General features: G+C 71.2%; 13 protein-coding genes. 7 read left to right on the forward strand and 6 right to left on the reverse strand.

The genetic code is table 11. The features are described 5' to 3' along the window. Window positions 1-9 precede the first annotated feature (9 nt). Both IEY99_RS01965 and IEY99_RS01970 read right to left on the reverse strand, forming a co-directional pair. Entirely contained in the window at window positions 10-558 is a 549-nt protein-coding gene (locus tag IEY99_RS01965) for an LOG family protein (RefSeq protein ID WP_189198919.1), read from the reverse strand. A 1-nt stretch (window position 559) separates the two neighbouring features. Further along, a complete protein-coding gene (locus IEY99_RS01970) occupies window positions 560-1,336 on the reverse strand; it encodes an LOG family protein (protein ID WP_189198920.1) in 777 nt (258 codons plus the stop codon). 247 nt (window positions 1,337-1,583) lie between these two features. Here IEY99_RS01970 and IEY99_RS34830 point away from each other — a divergent pair, with 247 nt between their 5' ends. Further along, window positions 1,584-1,712, forward strand: coding sequence for a hypothetical protein (locus IEY99_RS34830; protein WP_268245084.1), 129 nt, complete (start codon window positions 1,584-1,586; stop codon window positions 1,710-1,712). A gap of 3 nt (window positions 1,713-1,715) precedes the next feature. On the opposite strand, the gene dapE is transcribed toward IEY99_RS34830, so the two are convergent. Next, complete coding sequence (gene dapE, locus IEY99_RS01980; RefSeq protein ID WP_189198922.1) at window positions 1,716-2,789, reverse strand: succinyl-diaminopimelate desuccinylase; 1,074 nt, start codon at window positions 2,787-2,789, stop codon at window positions 1,716-1,718. 54 nt (window positions 2,790-2,843) lie between these two features. Here dapE and dapD point away from each other — a divergent pair, with 54 nt between their 5' ends. Then, window positions 2,844-3,791, forward strand: coding sequence for a 2,3,4,5-tetrahydropyridine-2,6-dicarboxylate N-succinyltransferase (gene dapD / locus IEY99_RS01985; protein ID WP_189198923.1), 948 nt, complete (start codon window positions 2,844-2,846; stop codon window positions 3,789-3,791). Window positions 3,792-3,859: 68 nt separating this feature from the next. Here dapD and IEY99_RS01990 read toward each other — a convergent pair whose 3' ends face one another. Then, window positions 3,860-5,458: a S8 family serine peptidase gene (locus IEY99_RS01990; RefSeq protein WP_189198924.1), complete on the reverse strand. Its 1,599-nt coding sequence runs from the start codon at window positions 5,456-5,458 to the stop codon at window positions 3,860-3,862. Between the two features lie 227 nt (window positions 5,459-5,685). Between IEY99_RS01990 and IEY99_RS01995 the strand changes: the two genes are divergently transcribed. From IEY99_RS01995 to IEY99_RS02005, 3 genes are all read left to right on the forward strand, one after another. Further along, complete coding sequence (locus IEY99_RS01995) at window positions 5,686-8,223, forward strand: putative bifunctional diguanylate cyclase/phosphodiesterase (protein WP_229798018.1); 2,538 nt, start codon at window positions 5,686-5,688, stop codon at window positions 8,221-8,223. 326 nt (window positions 8,224-8,549) lie between these two features. Beyond that, on the forward strand, window positions 8,550-11,540 hold the full coding sequence (locus IEY99_RS02000) for a putative bifunctional diguanylate cyclase/phosphodiesterase (protein ID WP_189198926.1): 2,991 nt from the start codon (window positions 8,550-8,552) through the stop codon (window positions 11,538-11,540). An 18-nt stretch (window positions 11,541-11,558) separates the two neighbouring features. Further along, on the forward strand, window positions 11,559-12,800 hold the full coding sequence (locus IEY99_RS02005) for an aminotransferase class I/II-fold pyridoxal phosphate-dependent enzyme (RefSeq protein ID WP_189198927.1): 1,242 nt from the start codon (window positions 11,559-11,561) through the stop codon (window positions 12,798-12,800). A 114-nt stretch (window positions 12,801-12,914) separates the two neighbouring features. Here IEY99_RS02005 and IEY99_RS02010 read toward each other — a convergent pair whose 3' ends face one another. Further along, window positions 12,915-13,559: a DUF4360 domain-containing protein gene (locus IEY99_RS02010; protein WP_189198928.1), complete on the reverse strand. Its 645-nt coding sequence runs from the start codon at window positions 13,557-13,559 to the stop codon at window positions 12,915-12,917. A gap of 472 nt (window positions 13,560-14,031) precedes the next feature. Here IEY99_RS02010 and IEY99_RS02015 point away from each other — a divergent pair, with 472 nt between their 5' ends. Next, window positions 14,032-14,691 carry a DUF4360 domain-containing protein gene (locus IEY99_RS02015; protein ID WP_189198929.1) on the forward strand — a complete coding sequence of 220 codons (660 nt, stop codon included), beginning with the start codon at window positions 14,032-14,034 and terminating at the stop codon, window positions 14,689-14,691. A gap of 16 nt (window positions 14,692-14,707) precedes the next feature. On the opposite strand, the gene IEY99_RS02020 is transcribed toward IEY99_RS02015, so the two are convergent. Then, on the reverse strand, window positions 14,708-15,265 hold the full coding sequence (locus IEY99_RS02020; RefSeq protein ID WP_189198930.1) for a GNAT family N-acetyltransferase: 558 nt from the start codon (window positions 15,263-15,265) through the stop codon (window positions 14,708-14,710). 73 nt (window positions 15,266-15,338) lie between these two features. Between IEY99_RS02020 and IEY99_RS02025 the strand changes: the two genes are divergently transcribed. Then, on the forward strand, window positions 15,339-16,400 hold the full coding sequence (locus IEY99_RS02025; RefSeq protein ID WP_189198931.1) for a threonine aldolase family protein: 1,062 nt from the start codon (window positions 15,339-15,341) through the stop codon (window positions 16,398-16,400). Window positions 16,401-16,413: the final 13 nt, after the last annotated feature.

Here is a 16,413-nt window from a genome sequence, read left to right on the forward strand (position 1 = left end):
CCGCCGGCGTCAGGACGCCAGTGCCCGCTCGATGGTGTCGAGGGCCGCGTCGATCGAGGTGACCAGCGTGACGCGGGCCAGCGCCGGGCCGCGGACGAACGCCGTCCCGGCGATCTCGCCGAGCCAGCTCCACAGCCCGGCGTAGAAGCCGTCCGGGTCCAGCACCACGATCGGCTTGCGGTGCAGATCGAGGGTGGCCGTGGTCCAGACCTCGAACAGCTCGTCCAGGGTGCCGAGGCCGCCGGGCAGGGTCACGAACGCGTCCGAGCGCTCGATCATGATGTTCTTGCGGGCGCCCATGTCGGAGGTGACGACCAGGTCGTCCGCCGAGGTGTCCGCGACCTCGAGGTCCACGAGGGACTGCGGGATGACGCCCAGGGTGTGTGCCCCGCCGGCGCGGGCGCCCTCGGCGACCGCGCCCATCATGCCGACCCGGCCGCCGCCCGAGACGAGCGAATGGCCCCGGGGGCCGAGGGCCTTGCCGAGCGAGGTGGCCAGGTCGAGGTGCTTGGGATCGAGGCTGCTGGAGGACGCGCAGAAGACGCAGATCGCCGCCACGTCACCGCTTTCCGGACCCGGACGCCGCCGCGTCCGCCTTCACGATCATCTGTACGGCCTCCGCCACGTCGTCGGTCAGCAGGATCAGGTCCATGTCCCCCGGACTCACCTTGCCGTCCGCGAGCAACCGCTGCTTGATCCAGTCGAGCAGTCCGCCCCAGTATTCCGAGCCCATGAGGATCACCGGGAAGCGGGTGACCTTGCGGGTCTGCACCAGGGTGATCGCCTCGAAGAGCTCGTCCAGGGTGCCGAAGCCGCCCGGCAGGACGACGAAGGCCTGGGCGTACTTGACGAACATGGTCTTGCGGACGAAGAAGTAGCGGAAGTCGATGCCGACGTCGACCCAGTCGTTGAGGCCCTGCTCGAACGGCAGCTCGATGCCCAGCCCGACCGACATGCCGCCGGCCTCGGTGGCGCCCCGGTTCGCCGCCTCCATCACGCCCGGCCCGCCGCCGGTGATCACCGCGAACCCGGCCTCGGCGAGGGCCGCGCCGAGCTCCGCCGCCAGCACGCATTCCGGGCTGTCCGGGGCGCTGCGTGCGGAGCCGAAGACGCTCACCGCCGGGGGCAGGTCGGCGAGGGTGTCGAAGCCCTCGACGAACTCGGAGAGGATGCGCAGGGCCCGCCAGGCGTCCTTGGTCTTCCACTCGCTGCGGTGGTGCGAGTCGAGCAGTTTCTCGTCGGCCGTGCTCGGCGGAATGGAATCACGCCGCAGCGTGACGGCGCCGCGATGACGCTCGTGGGGTACGCGCCTACGGCCGTCTGCGCTGTCCGTCATGGCACCCACGGTAGTGCGGACGGTCCGTAACCGGTGAATAACCGGTTGGGTTTCGCCAAGAGGATTGCGGCATCGCGGCCTTTTTGCCAGATTGAAGCCACGGACGGTAGCTCTGCGACCTCTGTACAGTGACAGACCCGCACGCTATCGACCCGCACGGCAGGCACGGCGTCCGGCTCCGGCCGGGCATCTCGGCGAAGGAGCCACCGTGATGACCCGTTACGAGCGAATGAAGATGCAGCGTCGCATGCAGAGGCGGATCCGCCTGGTGGTCGAGGAGCGGCGCATCGCCCTCGCCCTGGCGCCGCCGGCGACCGATCCGGGCCTCGACCCGGAGACCACCGTGGAGATACCGCGCACCACCAACCAGGCCTGAAAGTCAGTCCGCCGCCAGCCAGCGATGCAGCGTGGCGGCACCGTCCCTGATCTTGCCGATCTCGACGTGCTCGTCCGGCGCGTGGGCCAGCTGAGGATCGCCGGGGCCGTAGTTCAGCGCCGGGACGCCGAGCGCCGCGAAGCGGGACACGTCGGTCCACCCCAGCTTCGCGGCCGGCTCCGCGCCGACCGCAGCGAGGAAGTCCCGCGCGGGTGCCGCGCCGAGCCCGGGCAGCGCGCCGGGGGCCGAGTCGGTGACCTCCACGTCGAAGCCGTCGAAGACCTCGCGCAGATGGGCGAGCGCCTGCTCCTCCGTCCGGTCCGGGGCGAACCGCAGGTTGACCTCGACCTCGCACTCGTCCGGCACCACGTTGCCGGTGACGCCCCCGGCGATGCGCACCGCCTGCAGACCCTCACGGTATGTGCACCCATCGATGGTCACGGTCCGCGCTCGGTAGTCCTCCAACCGTCGCAGCACCGCACCGGCGGCGTGGATGGCGTTCACCCCGCGCCAGGCGCGTGCGGTGTGCGCCCGGCGCCCGCGGGTCCGGACGATCGCCCGCATGGTGCCCTGACAGCCGGCCTCGACCACGCCGTACGTGGGCTCGAGCAGGACCGCGAAGTCGGCGGCCAGCCACTCCGGACGGTGCCCCGCCACCAGGTGCAGCCCGTTGAACCGGCTCTCGATCTCCTCCGCCTCGTAGAACAGGAAGGTCAGGTCGTAGCGCGGGTCGGGCAGGGTGGCGGCGAGGTGCAGGGCGAGGGCGACGCCCGACTTCATGTCCGCCGTGCCGCAGCCGTAGATCAGGTCGTCGGCGACGGAGGACGGGAAGTTGCCGTGCAGCGGGACGGTGTCGAGGTGCCCGGCGAGCACGACGCGCTGCTCCCGGCCGAGATCCGTCCGCGCCATCACGGTGTTCTGGTGGCGGTCGACGCTCAGGTGCGGAACCTGCCGCAGAGCCTCCTCGACGCAGTCCGCGATGACTTTCTCATGCAGCGAGACGGACTCGATGTCGACCAGGGCGCGGGTGAGCACCACCGGGTCGACGAGCACGTCCCAGGTGAGCGGGTTGGCCATGAGCCGCACAGTACCGTCCGAACGTGAAGCTCCCGCCCTAGTAGGGTGCCCGGTGTGAGTAGCGCGATCTCGACCTCGGCCGCCTGGGGCATCGGCCTCGCCACCGTCACCGCCGACGGGACGGTCCTCGACACCTGGTATCCGGCCGGCTTCCTCGGCCTCGGCGAACTACCGGCCGAGCCGCCCACCCTGCCGGCCGGCCTGGTCGGCCCCCGGGCGCTGGCCGGGCTCTCGACCGCCGAGGTGCGCGTCGAGGTGGCCTCGCTCGCCGAGCCGATCAAGGACTCCCCGGACGCATACCTGCGGCTCCATCTGCTGTCACACCGCCTGATCCGGCCCAACGAGCAGAACCTCGACGGCATCTTCGGCATGCTCGCCAACGTCGCGTGGACCTCCGCCGGCCCGTGCCCGCCGGACCGGGTCGACGAGCTGCGCCTCATCGAGCGGGCCGCCGGCCGGCACCTCAGCGTGTACGGCGTCGACAAGTTCCCGCGGATGACCGACTACGTGGTGCCCTCGGGAGTGCGCATCGCCGACGCCGACCGGGTCCGGCTCGGCGCCCACCTCGCCTCCGGCACGACCGTCATGCACGAGGGCTTCTGCAACTTCAACGCCGGCACGCTCGGCGCGTCCATGGTCGAGGGCCGCATCGTGCAGGGCGTCGTCGTCGGCGACAGCTCGGACGTGGGCGCCGGCGCGTCGATCATGGGTACGCTCTCCGGCGGCGGCAAGGACAAGGTCTCCATCGGCGAACGCAGCCTGCTCGGGGCGAACGCGGGCATCGGCATCTCGCTCGGCGACGACTGCGTGGTCGAGGCCGGCTGCTACATCACGGCCGGCTCGAAGCTGACGCTGCCGGACGGCCGCGTGGTCAAGGCCCGCGAGCTCTCCGGCGTCGACGGCCTGCTGTTCTGGCGCAACTCGGTGACCGGCGCGCTGGAGGCGCGACCCCGCAAGGGCACCGGCATCGAGTTGAACGCCGCACTGCACGCCAACGACTGACGGCACCACGACGACGCCCCGGCACGCCAGAAGGTGGCGTGCCGGGGCGTCGGCGGGTTCCGCGTGGATCAGTCGGTGGCCGGCCAGTTCCCTGCGGCCCAGACGCTGCCGGTCCAGGAGCGCCCGGTCCAGCTGCGGCCCGTCCAGCTACGGCCCGTCCAGCTGCGGCCCGTCCAGCTGCGGCCGGTGAACGCCTCCTGGTGTGCCGTCCAGTCGACGCCCGACCACGCGCTGCCGGTCCAGGTCGTGGCGGCCCAGGACGTGCCGTCGAACTCCGTACCGGTCCAGACGCTGCCGTTCCAGGTGCCGCCGTTCCAGGAGGTGCCGTCCAGCGCGGCCTGGCTCCAGACCGCCGGGTTCCACGGCTGGCCCATGATGTCCTGCTCGCCGGTCAGGTCGCTGCCGCTGATCGGGTCGGTCAGGTGCGCGGTGCCACGGGCCTGCTCGAGCGAGCCGGTGCCCAGCGACGCCTCGTGGTTCTGCTGGTACTGCGGGGTCGCCGCGTCGACGGCGGCCTCGACGTCGAGCTGGCCGGCGCCGCGGCCGACGGTGTCGGCCTGCGGCATGGCCTCCGCGGTGCTGACGAGCAGCTGCTTGACCTGGTCCGGGGTCAGGTCCGGGCGCTGCTGCAGCAGCAGCGCGGCGGCGCCGGAGGTCACGGCCGCGGCCTGCGAGGTGCCGCTGCCACGGAAGAAGCGCTTGGCCGAGTCGGTGGGCAGCAGGCCCTCCGGGAACTCGGTGTCGATGAACGAGCCGGGGTCGCGCAGCGAGACCACCGACTTGCCGGGCGCCACCAGGTCGGGCGCGCGGCCCTCGCTGCCCCGGCTGCTGAACTCGCCGACGATGTCGTCGGTGCGGGTGTCCGTGTCGTTGGGGTCGGCGCCGCCGACGGCGATCACGTTCGGGTTCATCGCCGGCATCGCCAGGCGGGTGGCGGACGCGCCGTCGTTTCCGGCGGCCACCACGACGACGATGCCCTTGCGCCAGGCCGCCTCGACCGCGTGCGACAGCGGGTCGAGCCGCGGGTCCTGAAGCGAGTCGGTGCCGTACGACAGGTTGATCACCCGGATGTTGAGGCCCGGGTCGTCGCGGTGCGCGACCGCCCAGTCGATCGCCGCGATGACCTGGGAGACGTCCACCGCGCCGTCGGAGGCGGCGACCTTCATGTTGATCAGGTGCGCTCCGGGAGCGACGCCGACGAAGTACCTCGAGTCCTTCTCGCTGCCGTCCTGGACCTCCGGGTCGCGCCCGGCGATGATGCCGGCCATGTGGGTGCCGTGCCCGTAGGTGTCCAGGTACCGCAGATCGTCCGTCTGCGACTCCAGGGAGAGGTCGGGGCCGTTGATCACCTTGCCGGCGCCGTCCAGGCCCTTGACCGGGGAGATGCCGCTGTCGATCAGAGCGACACCGACCCCCTTACCGGTGATCTTGCGGCCCAGCGCGTCGGTCCTGCTCCAGACGTCGTGGACGCCGGCCCACTTGTTGATGCTGTACAGCGAGTGTGCGTCCTGGTCAGCCAGCCACTCCTCGCTGAGGAACTGGGATTTCACCGGCTGTGGGGGTGCGGCCGACACCGCCGATGCCGGCGCGGCGCCCACGGCGGCGGCGCCGAGCGCCCCCGACAGGATTCCGACCAGCCAGCGACGTGGCCCACGACTGCTCACCATCTATGCTCCCGAGAAGTAACCCGATCGACAGGTGCATTGATCGGTCGCGGACCCCCGCCACGGGAGGCGTCTTTCCGGCTGGGGTGGCCCCCGAAAGGTCGAACCGCCTCCTCCGACCGGGCACCGGTCCATCGTTCTTCCCGGCAACCCTTCACAAAACGCGCCGACGGCCGACAAGTAGTACGAGGAAGCCACACGCTGTGACGGAGGGGAAGGAGCGTGCCGGGGTGACGTCGAACGGTGCCGACGCGCCGCGCGCGGGACTCTCCTGGCGTGCCCCGGACGGCCGCGTGCTGGCCATCGCCGTCGTGCTGGCCGTGCTCGTCGCCACGGTGCAGGCGCTGTGGGCCCGCGACCAGGCGCTGTTCTCCCCGCGTGAGGCCGTGACCCTGCTGGTCCTGGCCGCGCTGTTCGCCTGCGCGGAGCGGTTCGTCGTGGTCTTCCCGGTACGCCGGGGCGCGCACACCATCAGCCTGAGCGAGATCCCGCTGGTCCTGAGCCTGATCTGGTGCGCCCCCGCGGCCATCGTCCTGGCCCGCATCCTCGGCGGCGTCGTCGGCCTGCTCGCCTTCCGCCACCAGCGCGGGGTCAAGCTGCTGTTCAACGTGACCCTCTACGCCACAGAGGCCACGGTGGCCACGGCCGTGTTCCGGCTCATCGCCGAGCCGGCGCAGGTGCTGCACCCGCGCGGCTGGCTGGCGGCGTACGTGGCGATGATGGTCGTCGACGTGGTGTCGATCGTGCTGGTCACCCTGGTCATCTCGCTGCACGACGACAGCCAGGAGTGGCGGCGCCTGGTCACCGCCGACATCAAGGAGCTGGTGCAGGTCCCGATGGTGACCGTCACCACGACGCTCGCCCTGATCGCGGCCATCGTCATCCGGGACCAGCTGCTCGCCTCGGTGCTGCTGGCGATCCTGTCGTACGCGATCTACCAGGTCTTCCGCCGCTACGCCCAGCAGACCCAGGGTCACGCGCAGGTCGAGCAGCTCTACGACTTCACCCGTTCCCTCGACGGCTCCCGCGACCTGGACACGGTGATCGACACCGTGCTGAGCCGGGTCCGCGACGTGACCCGGGCCGACACCGCGGAACTGGTCGTCCCGACCTTCGGCGACGCCGCGGCGCTGCGCTTCCAGCTCTCCGCCCAGCACCGCCTCCCGACCAGGCAGTACAACGGGTGCTACCCGTCGGCCTGGTGGTACCCGGCGCTGCGCGGCGAACCGGTGCTCCTGCCTCCGGGCGCGCCGGGCGACGACAAGGACCGCCCGGTCGACGGCATGGCCGTCCCGGTGGCGATGGACAACGGCACCGGCGTGCTGATGGTCTACGACAGCCTCGCCGACATTCCCACGTTCAGCGGCGAGCACCTGCGGCTCCTCCAGGCGCTGGCGGCCCACGCCGCGGTGGCCCTGACCAACATCGGCCTGGTCGACCGGCTGCGGCACAGCAGCCTGCACGACGCCCTGACCGGCCTGCCCAACCGCCGCATGCTGCTCACCGACCTCCGGGATGCCATCGAGTCCGGCATCGGGTCCGGAATCGTGGGCGTGCTGCTGCTGGACATCGACCGCTTCAAGGAGATCAACGACGCGCTCGGCCACGACGTCGGCGACGACCTGCTGCGCCAGGTCTCCCAGCGGTTGCAGGCCGCCTTCGCGGACCGGGGCACCGTCGCGCGCCTCGGCGGAGACGAGTTCGCGGTGGTCATCGACCGGTGCGACTCCCCCCAGGATGCGCTGGACGCCGCCGAGGAGCTGCGCCGCATCGTGGAGCAGCCGGTGCCGGTCGGCGACATGACCCTCACCACCCAGGCCAGCGTCGGGGTCAGCTACGCCCCCGACCACGGCATCGAACCGGACCGCCTGTTGCAGCGGGCGGACGTCGCCATGTACGCCGCCAAGCATGCGCGGGCCGGGGTCCGGGCGTACCAGGCGCAGGACGACCTCAACACCCCGCGCCGGCTCACCCTCATGGCCGAACTGCGCTCGGCGATCGAGATCGGCGCCCTGACCGTCGCCTACCAGCCCAAGATCGATCCGGAGGACGGCCGGGTGCTCGGCGCCGAGGCGCTGGCACGCTGGCTACGGCCGGACGGGCCGGTGCCGCCGGACGAGTTCATCCCGCTGGCCGAGCGGGCGGGGCTCATTCCGGCACTGACGCGGTTCATCCTCGACACCGCGCTGGCCGCGTGCGCGGACTGGCGCCGGGGCGGACGGGACCTCTCCGTGGCCGTCAACCTGTCACCGCAGATCCTCACCGAGCCCGGCCTCGCCGACGACGTGTCCGACGCGCTGCGCCGCTACGGGCTCCCGCCCTCCGCGCTGACCCTCGAGATCACCGAGAACGGCGTCATGGAGGATCCGGCGCGCAGCGTGCGGACGCTCGAACTGCTGCACGCCCTGGGAGTCAAGCTCTCCATCGACGACTTCGGCACCGGGCACTCGTCGCTGGGCCGCCTGGCCGAGCTGCCGATCCACGAGATGAAGATCGACAAGAGCTTCGTCCGGGGCCTCACGACCGACCAGACCCGCCGTGCCGTGACGGACGCGGCCCTGCAGCTCGGCCGGACGCTCGGGCTGATCGTGGTGGCCGAAGGGGTGGAGGACGAGAGCGAGCTCGAATACCTGAGGGTGCATGGGTGCAGCGCCATCCAGGGCTACTACATCTCCCGCCCGCTGCCGCCCGAGGAGTTCGCCGACTGGCTGTGCGGCCGGCCCACCGCGCACCTGCCGGAGCTGGAGGTCCGGGCCGCGGACGCGTAGTAAGATCCAGCACTGATCTTCATCATCCTCATCGATAGAACCGGCCTCAGTCCTGAAGCCCAGATGCCGATCAAGAGGTAGTGACGCCAGCCCACACCGGCCGGCGCAGAAGCGGCCCCGGGCAGGTTGCCTTGAGTACAGACGAGCGCTTCCCCAGCGGAAGCGGTACGGGTGACGCATCCGCCACCCGGGTCGCCACTCGGCACGAGACAAACGGACATTCGGCCGCATCAGGCAGTTTCGGCGATCCGGCTCCGGAACCACCCCGGCGCGCGAGCATCGCCATCCGCACCGCCACCGCGTCCGCCGGTCGCGTACGGTCACCAATGCGCCGGGCCGTGCCCGTCTATCTGACCGCGACCCTGTGCCTGGCGGCGGTCTATCTGTTCGTCCCGTCGCTGTACGTCCTCGCCTGGGCCCTCATCGTCCTGTCCTCGCTGACCGCCTTCGCCGTCGGCATCGCCCGCCACAAGCCGCGCCGGCGCCAGCCGTGGCTGCTGCTCGGCGCCGGCTATCTGACCCTCGCCGCCGGCACCGTCGTCGCGCTGGTCGTGGTGCCGGGCCAGTTCCCGTCGCTGGCCGATCTGGTCTTCCTCGGCGGCTCGCTACCCCTGCTCCTGGGTGGCTTGTTCGGGCTGACCAGGTCGGGTGCGCGCTTCACGGACCGCGCCGGCATGCTCGACGCGGTCCTGCTCACCACCGGCGCCGGCTTCCTCGCGTGGACGTTCCTGATCAACCCGTTCCTGCAGGACCCCACGCTCGGCGCGCTGGAGAAGGCGGTCTCCATCGCCTATCCCCTCAGCGACGTGCTCACCCTGGCCATCCTGGCCCGGCTCGGCCTGGCCGCGGCGCGCAACACGAGCCTGGCGTTCCTGCTGGCCTCGGGCGCGGGCCTGCTCACCGCGGACGTCCTGTACGGGCTGAGCCGCCTGGAAGGCATCTGGGAGCTGGGCGGCCCGATCGACCTGGGCTGGCTCGTCTTCTACATCGCCGGCGGCGCGGCCGCGCTGCACCCGTCGATGATCCGGCTGACCGAGCCGCACGTACTGACCCGTACCCAGGTCACCCTGCGCCGCGGCGTGCTGACCTTCGCCTCGCTGTTGCCACCGGCCGCGCTGCTCGTGCAGGCGCTGCGCGGGCCGGTCCTCGACGGTGTCCTCATCGCGGTCGTGTCGGCGGCGCTCATCCTGCTCTCCCTGGCCCGCATGTCCGCCGTCGCGGACAACCTGCGGCAGACCCTCGCCCGCGAGCGCGAGCTGCGCGAAGCCTGCGAGGCCCTGCTGGCCTCCACCAGCGCCGACGAGACCGAGGCCGTCCTGCGGCGGGCGGTCGGCCGGATGCTTCCCCCGGGTACGGAACACCGGGTGGTCCTCGAGCTGCACGGCGAGCCCGCCGTGGTCGCCGCCGCGCTGGGCAACCTGACCGGCGGGCTGGAGCTGCGCTACGTCGTGACGCTGCCGAGCGAGGTCGCCGAGCCGCTGGCCCGCTTCGAACTGGCCCTGCACTGCCGCCTGGCCGTCGGCGACTCTCTCATCGGCGACCTGTTCGTCGGCGCGGACGAGCCGGCGCTGATCGGGCTGCAGGAGGCCGTGCCGGTGCTGGCCGGTCAGGCCGCCACCATGATCGACCGGATCCGGCTGAACCGGGAGATCAGCCGCCGGGACAGCCAGGCCTACTTCCGGACGCTGGTGCTCAACGCCACCGAGGTCATCGCGATCGTCGACGAGGACAACCGGATCACGTACGTGAGCCCGGCGGCGGAGCAGGTCGTCGGAACAGCGGACCTGGTCGGCAGCGACCTGCTCGACATCATCGACCCCGACGACCGCGACGAGGTCCGCGACCTGCTCGACGCCACCCGCAAGGGGCTGGCGGGCGAGGGGCTCAACCAGTGGCGGGTACGCCGGATCGACGGCGCCCTCGTCTGCACCGAGGCGGTCATCGGCGACATGCGCCGCGAGCCCGGCGTCAACGGGCTCGTCGTGACCCTGCGCGACGTCACCGAGCGGCAGCGGCTGGAGCAGGAGCTGATCGCCCGCGCGTACCTGGATCCGCTGACCGGCCTGGGCAACCGCCTGCGGTTCCAGGACGACGTGGCTGCGGCGGTCGGCGACCGCCGCGGGGGGCCCTGCGGTGTCATGATCATCAACATCGACGGGTTCCGGGTCGTCAACGACACGATGGGCCACGAGGTCGGCGACGAGCTGCTGATCGCCGTCGCCCAGCGGCTCTCCTCGGTGCTCGCCGGCCGGGGCACGGTGGCCCGGCTGGGCGCCGACGAGTTCGGCGCGCTCATCGAGGACGCGCCCGACGTGGCCCACATAGAGCGGCTCGCCGAGCAGGTCGTGGGCCTGTCCACCGAGACCTTCCACGTCGGCGGCAGCCTGGTCGCCGCGCACCTGCGGGCGGGCGTCGCCACCACCGCCGACGCGCGTACGGCGAAGGATCTGCTCAGCCAGGCCGACGTCGCGCTGGACAGCGTCCCGTCGAGCGGCGAACGCCGCTGGCGGCGCTACGAGGCGTCGCTGCACGCCGAGGTGCTCGACCGGATGCAGCTGCGCACCGATCTGGACCGGGCCTTCGCCGAGGGCGCTTTCGTGCTCAACTACCAGCCCATCGTCGAGCTGGGCGACGCGCGTACGGTCGGCTTCGAGGCCCTGCTGCGGTGGCCGCACCCGGAGCGCGGCATGGTGTCACCGGCGACGTTCATCCCGCTGGCCGAGGAGTCCGGGCTGATCGTCGAGCTGGGTGCCTGGGTCCTGCGGACGGCGGTCGCCACCGCGGCGGACTGGCACCGCAGGCACCCGCAGGACACGCCGTACGTCAGCGTGAACGTCTCCGTGCGCCAGTTCCGCTCGCCGGACTTCGTGGACCAGGTGTTCGCCGAGCTGAGCCGGTCGGGTCTGCCCGCGCGCCTGCTCACCTTGGAGATCACCGAGAGCCTGCTGCTGGGCGACCACGAACAGATCCACGCCGACATCGCCCGGCTGCGCTCGGCCGGGATCAAGATGTCGATCGACGACTTCGGTACGGGCTACTCGTCGCTGAGCTACCTGCACCGCGTCCCGGTCGACACGCTCAAGCTGGACAAGTCCTTCGTCGACACCATCACCGGTTCGCGCCAGCAGCTCGACCTGGTCCGGGGCATCATCCAGCTCGCCGCCACGCTCAACCTGGACGTCGTCGCCGAGGGCATCGAGACGCCGGAGGAGCACCGCCTGCTCAGCGAGGCCGGCTGCCGCCTGGGCCAGGGATTCCTCTTCGACCGGCCGATGACCGAGGCGGACGCCGCCCGGTTGATCACCGGCGCCCGGTGACGATCTAGCATTCGCCCCATGGTGCCCGCTCTCCCCGCCCCGACGACGCCCGCCGCCGCCGACGCCTACCGCAGCGTCGCCGAGCTCACCCGGGCGGGGCTCTGGGACCAGGTGATCGACGAGGTGGACGGGCGCCGCATCCGCATCGGCGACCGCTGGCACGTGGACTGGGCGTCGTGCAACTACCTCGGCCTCGACCTCGACCCCGAGATCATCGACGCCATCGACGTCCAGGTCCGGCGCTGGGGCACCCATCCGAGCTGGTCGCGCATGCTCGGCAGCCCGCGCCTCTACCCGATGATCGAAGAGCGGCTCACCGCCCTGCTCGGCGCCGAGGACACCCTGCTGCTGCCGACGATCAGCCAGATCCACCTGGCCGTCATCCCGGCCCTGGCCGGCACGGGCCACATCCTGCTCGACTCGCGCGCCCACCGCACCGTCTACGACGGCTGCGTCCACGCCCGCGGCCTCGGCGCCACCGTGCGCCGGTTCCGCTCCGAGGACGCCGATCACCTCGCCGAGCTGCTCCGCGAGGTGCCGGCCGGGGTTCCCGTCCTGGTCTGCATGGACGGCGTCAACAGCATGACCGGCAACACCCCGGACCTGGCCCGCTTCGCGGCCGTCTGCCGCGAGTACGACGCCACGCTCTACGTCGACGACGCCCACGGCTTCGGCATCATCGGCGACCGCGGACCCGGGGACCCGACCCCGTACGGCCGCCGCGGCAACGCCGTCGTACGCCACTACGGGCTGGGGTACGACAACATCGTCCTGGTCGGCGGGTTCTCCAAGGCGTACTCGTCGCTGCTCGCCTTCATCGCCTGCCCGACGCCGGTGAAGGAGCATCTGAAGATCGCCGCGCCGCCCTACCTCTACTCCGGCCCGGTGCCGACCGCGGCGCTGGCGACCGTGCTGGCGGGCCTCGAGGTCAACGACGTCCGCGGCGACGACCTGCGCGAGGACCTCTACCGCAAGACCCGCCGGGTGCTCGACCATCTCCACAGCCTGGACGTGCGGACGCCGAACGCCTCGGGCTATCCGCTGATCCAGGTCCCGCTGACGAACGCGGACGACCTGCCGGAGGTCGCGCACACGCTGCTCGACAGCGGCGTGTACGTGACGCTCGCGCCGTATCCGGGGGTGCCCCGGGACCAGGTCGGCTTCCGCATCCAGATGACCGCGGCGCACACGGACGAGCAGATCGACGAGCTGCTCAAGACGCTCACCGCCCTGGGCACGCCGCTCCTGCGCCGCCGCTGACGGCTCCGCGGGACCGGGAGATCGTCTCCACGTCGTCCACCTCCTCCGACCGCTCGCCGACGCGGACGAGGGCCGCCGGGCGAACCGGCGACCCTCGTCAGATATCGCGAGACGTCAGCAGCGCTTCCACGCGAAGTGGTACGTGGTCTCGATGCTGCCGTCGGTGGAGTCCATCGTCAGGAAGCTCGTGCCCGACGATGTGCCCTTGGAGACCCGCAGCTCGGTGTTGATGTTGAGATTGCGCATCTCACCGCACGGGTGCCAGACCATCGCGGCCACGGCCACCTCGTCGCTGGCCATCCAGTTGTCGTCCAGCGGCGCGCTGATCGGGTGGTTCGAGTACGCGCTCTGGCTCATGCCCTGGAAGTAGTAGTTGGCCCGCTGCGACGCGGTGGATCCGTGGAGCAGCGACCCGTATCCGCGGTAGTCCACCTTGGCGATGGCGAACGTGAAGCCCTGCGGCACGTGCACCAACACGTTGAGCTGGCAGTTCTTGCGGCCCTCGGTGCTGGGGATGCCCGGACCGGCCTGGGCGAGATATTCACTGTAGATGGCGGTGAAGGCCTTGTTGTCGGGCGACACCGCGACGTCGGCCGTGCCGGGGCGGCAGCCCGAGCCGGCCATGGCGACCAGATCGATGACGATGTGGTCGCTCGGCGGGTCGTCAAGAATGCCTCCGGCGTGGGCGGCCGGGCTCTGCAACAATGACGAGGCGAGTAATGCGAGTACCACACCCCCACGCACCAACAATTTACGCATTGGACTCCCTTCAAGCTGATACGACGAGGCACACGCGGGCCAATGCTAAGGTTTGCATAGATCGGGGTCAATGAAATCTTGTGCGGCTTCCGGGTGACAAAATGTATTTCATCGATCTTTCGCGGCAGGCTGCGAAAAGCAGCACTTCCCACCTTCGGGCTATAACGGACGCCAGCCTCACCGGGAAGGCCCGAATTATCCCCGTTATCCGGCACGCCGAGGCACAGAACCGGGCGGTGAGCTGCAATGACACCCTCCATCAGGTTTGAGTCGCGATTGATCTGGGTCGATGCTTGTGTGGCCGCCGTCACGTGGCTAACATTCCCTCGCGGGACAACCAGGAGAGTCCCAGCGCATCAGTCAGGCAATTAACGGAATGTCGTTTCCAGGCCCCGGTGCCTGCCGGCCGTTCCGCGATGACGCACGCGCGCTGCAAATGTCGATATTGAGTACGCAATCCGAGAGGAATGCAATGAAGGAAAGACTCGTCGGCGGGAGGCGTGCGGTTCTCGCCGTACTCGGCACGGTTCTCACGCTGTCCCTGTCCGCACCGGCCCAGGCCGTCGGCACCGCGGGCGCCCCCGCCCAGGGCGTGCCGGAGGGCACCGTCACCGTCGAGGTGATCGCCGCCAACGGCTCCGGCTGCGCACCCGGCACGGCCGCGGTGTACGGCAACCACGACAAGACCGGCTTCCGGGTCAGGTACTACGACTTCGAGGCCGCGGCCGGCGGCGACGCCTCCCCGACCGACCGCCGCAAGAACTGCCAGGTCGGCGTGCTCGTGACCGTCCCCGCGGGTTGGACCTTCGCGGTCGCCCAGGCGGAGTACAAGGGCCGCGCGAAGCTCAACTCCGGCGCCACCGGCCTGCAGAAGACCAACTACTACTGGCAGGGCTCCTCGGCCAACAACCGCACGGAGGAATACTTCTACGGACCGCTCAACGGGTACTGGGACACCCAGGACGTGGCGGCCGGGCTGATCTACCTCCCCTGCCAGGACCAGAAGGTCCTCAACATCAACACCGAGCTCCGGGTGGACGCCGGCTCGTCCTCCGGCAAGAGCACCATGTCCATGAGGTCCAGCGAGGGTGACGTCGACACCCTGTTCAACTTCAGCTGGATCCGCTGCTGAGATCCCCCCGCTGAGATCAGGAAGGGCTCTCCGGAGCCCTTCCTGCCGTGTCCGGCACCAGCTCGCGCACCCAGTGCGCACAGCGCAGCGGGCGGCCCTCGTAGTCCAGGTCGCACTCCTCGCCGCGGGTGAAGCCCAGCTTGTCCAGGATCGCGTTGGACGGCCCGTTCGACACGGCCGGGAAGGCGTGCACCACCCGGACCCCACTGTCCAGCACGTACGGCAGAAGCAGCGCGAACGCCCGCCCGGCGACTCCGCGCGCCTGATGGTCCGGCAGCAGCATCGCGCCGAGCTCGTAGACCGGCTCGCCGCCGAACTCCGCACGCCAGACGGCGATGATCCCGGCCGGCTCCTCACCACCGCAGCCGCCCTCGCCGTCGTGGGCGCTGTCGTCGCGGGTGAGCAGGATCGTGAAGAACAAATCGCCGTCGGCCACCGCCGCGATCCGCCGCCGGTGCACCCGGTCCGCGTGCTGTACGTCGCCGGCACCGCCAAGGTGCCCGACCACCCGGGGGTCCGATTCCAGCCGCCGGGTGAGTCGCAGGTCCTCTTCGGCGTAGGGGCGCAGTCGCATGGCACCTGCATATCAGGGCCCTGCATCCCCGATCCCGACTGACACCGGCCGCCGGACACGGAAGACTGGCACGGTGGATGAGGAGATCCGGGCCCGACGGGCCGCCTGCACCGACACGTTCCTCGGCAACGGCCTGGTCCGGCCCCGCGAGCTGCTTGCGACGATCGATCCCGAGACCGAACCCGACACGTACGGCGAGGGCGGCGTCGTCACGGAGCTCGAGCGGCACGTCGCGGCGCTGCTCGGCAAGCCCGCGGCGGTGTTCCTGCCCAGCGGCACCATGGCCCAGGCGGCCACCCTGCGGGTGCACGCCGACCGGCGCCCGTCGCGGACCGTCGTCTGGCATCCGTACTGCCATCTCGAGCAGCACGAGGGCCAGGCCCACCAGCGCCTGCACCAGCTCGTCGGGCGCCGCACCGGCGATCCGGAGCGCCTCATCGCGCTCGCCGATCTCGAGGTGGCCGAGCCCGTCGCCGCGCTGCTGCTGGAGCTGCCCCAGCGGGATCTCGGCGGGGCGCTGCCCGCCTGGGACGACCTGGTGGCCCAGACGGAGTGGGCGCGCGACCGCGGCGCGGCGGTCCACCTCGACGGCGCCCGGCTGTGGGAGGCGAGCGCCGGGTACGACCGCACCCCCGCCGAGATCGCCGCCCTCTTCGACACCGTCTACGTCTCGTTCTACAAGGGCATCGGGGCGCTGCCGGGGTGCTGCGTGGCCGGCTCGGAGGCCGACGTCGCCGCGGTCCGGGAGTGGCGTGCCCGGCTGGGTGGCACGCTGTTCGCCCTGTGGCCGGCCGCCGCGTCGGCGTTGCGGCTGCTGGACGGGGCGCTCGCCGAGATGCCGGCCCGGATGTTGCACGCCCGGGCGATCTGGGACGCGCTCGCCGGCGTACCGGAGGTGCGCGTCGTGCCGGACCCTCCGCAGACGCCGATGATGCACCTGCTGTTCGCGGCGTCCCCCGGGACCTTCCGGGAGAACGCGCGGCGGCTCGCCGAGGAGACCGGCCTGTGGGTGTGGCCCAGCGGCTTCGCCACCGGCGATCCCGACGTGGTGCGGGCCGAGCTCTCGGTCGGGCGGGCCACCCTGCGGCACAAGCCCGAGGCCATCGCGGAGATCCTCGCCGGGCTCTGCATGTGAGCTGCGGCCCGGC

Origin of the sequence: Couchioplanes azureus, from assembly GCF_014648355.1 — a bacterium.
Taxonomy (GTDB): Bacteria; Actinomycetota; Actinomycetes; order Mycobacteriales; family Micromonosporaceae; genus Actinoplanes; species Actinoplanes azureus.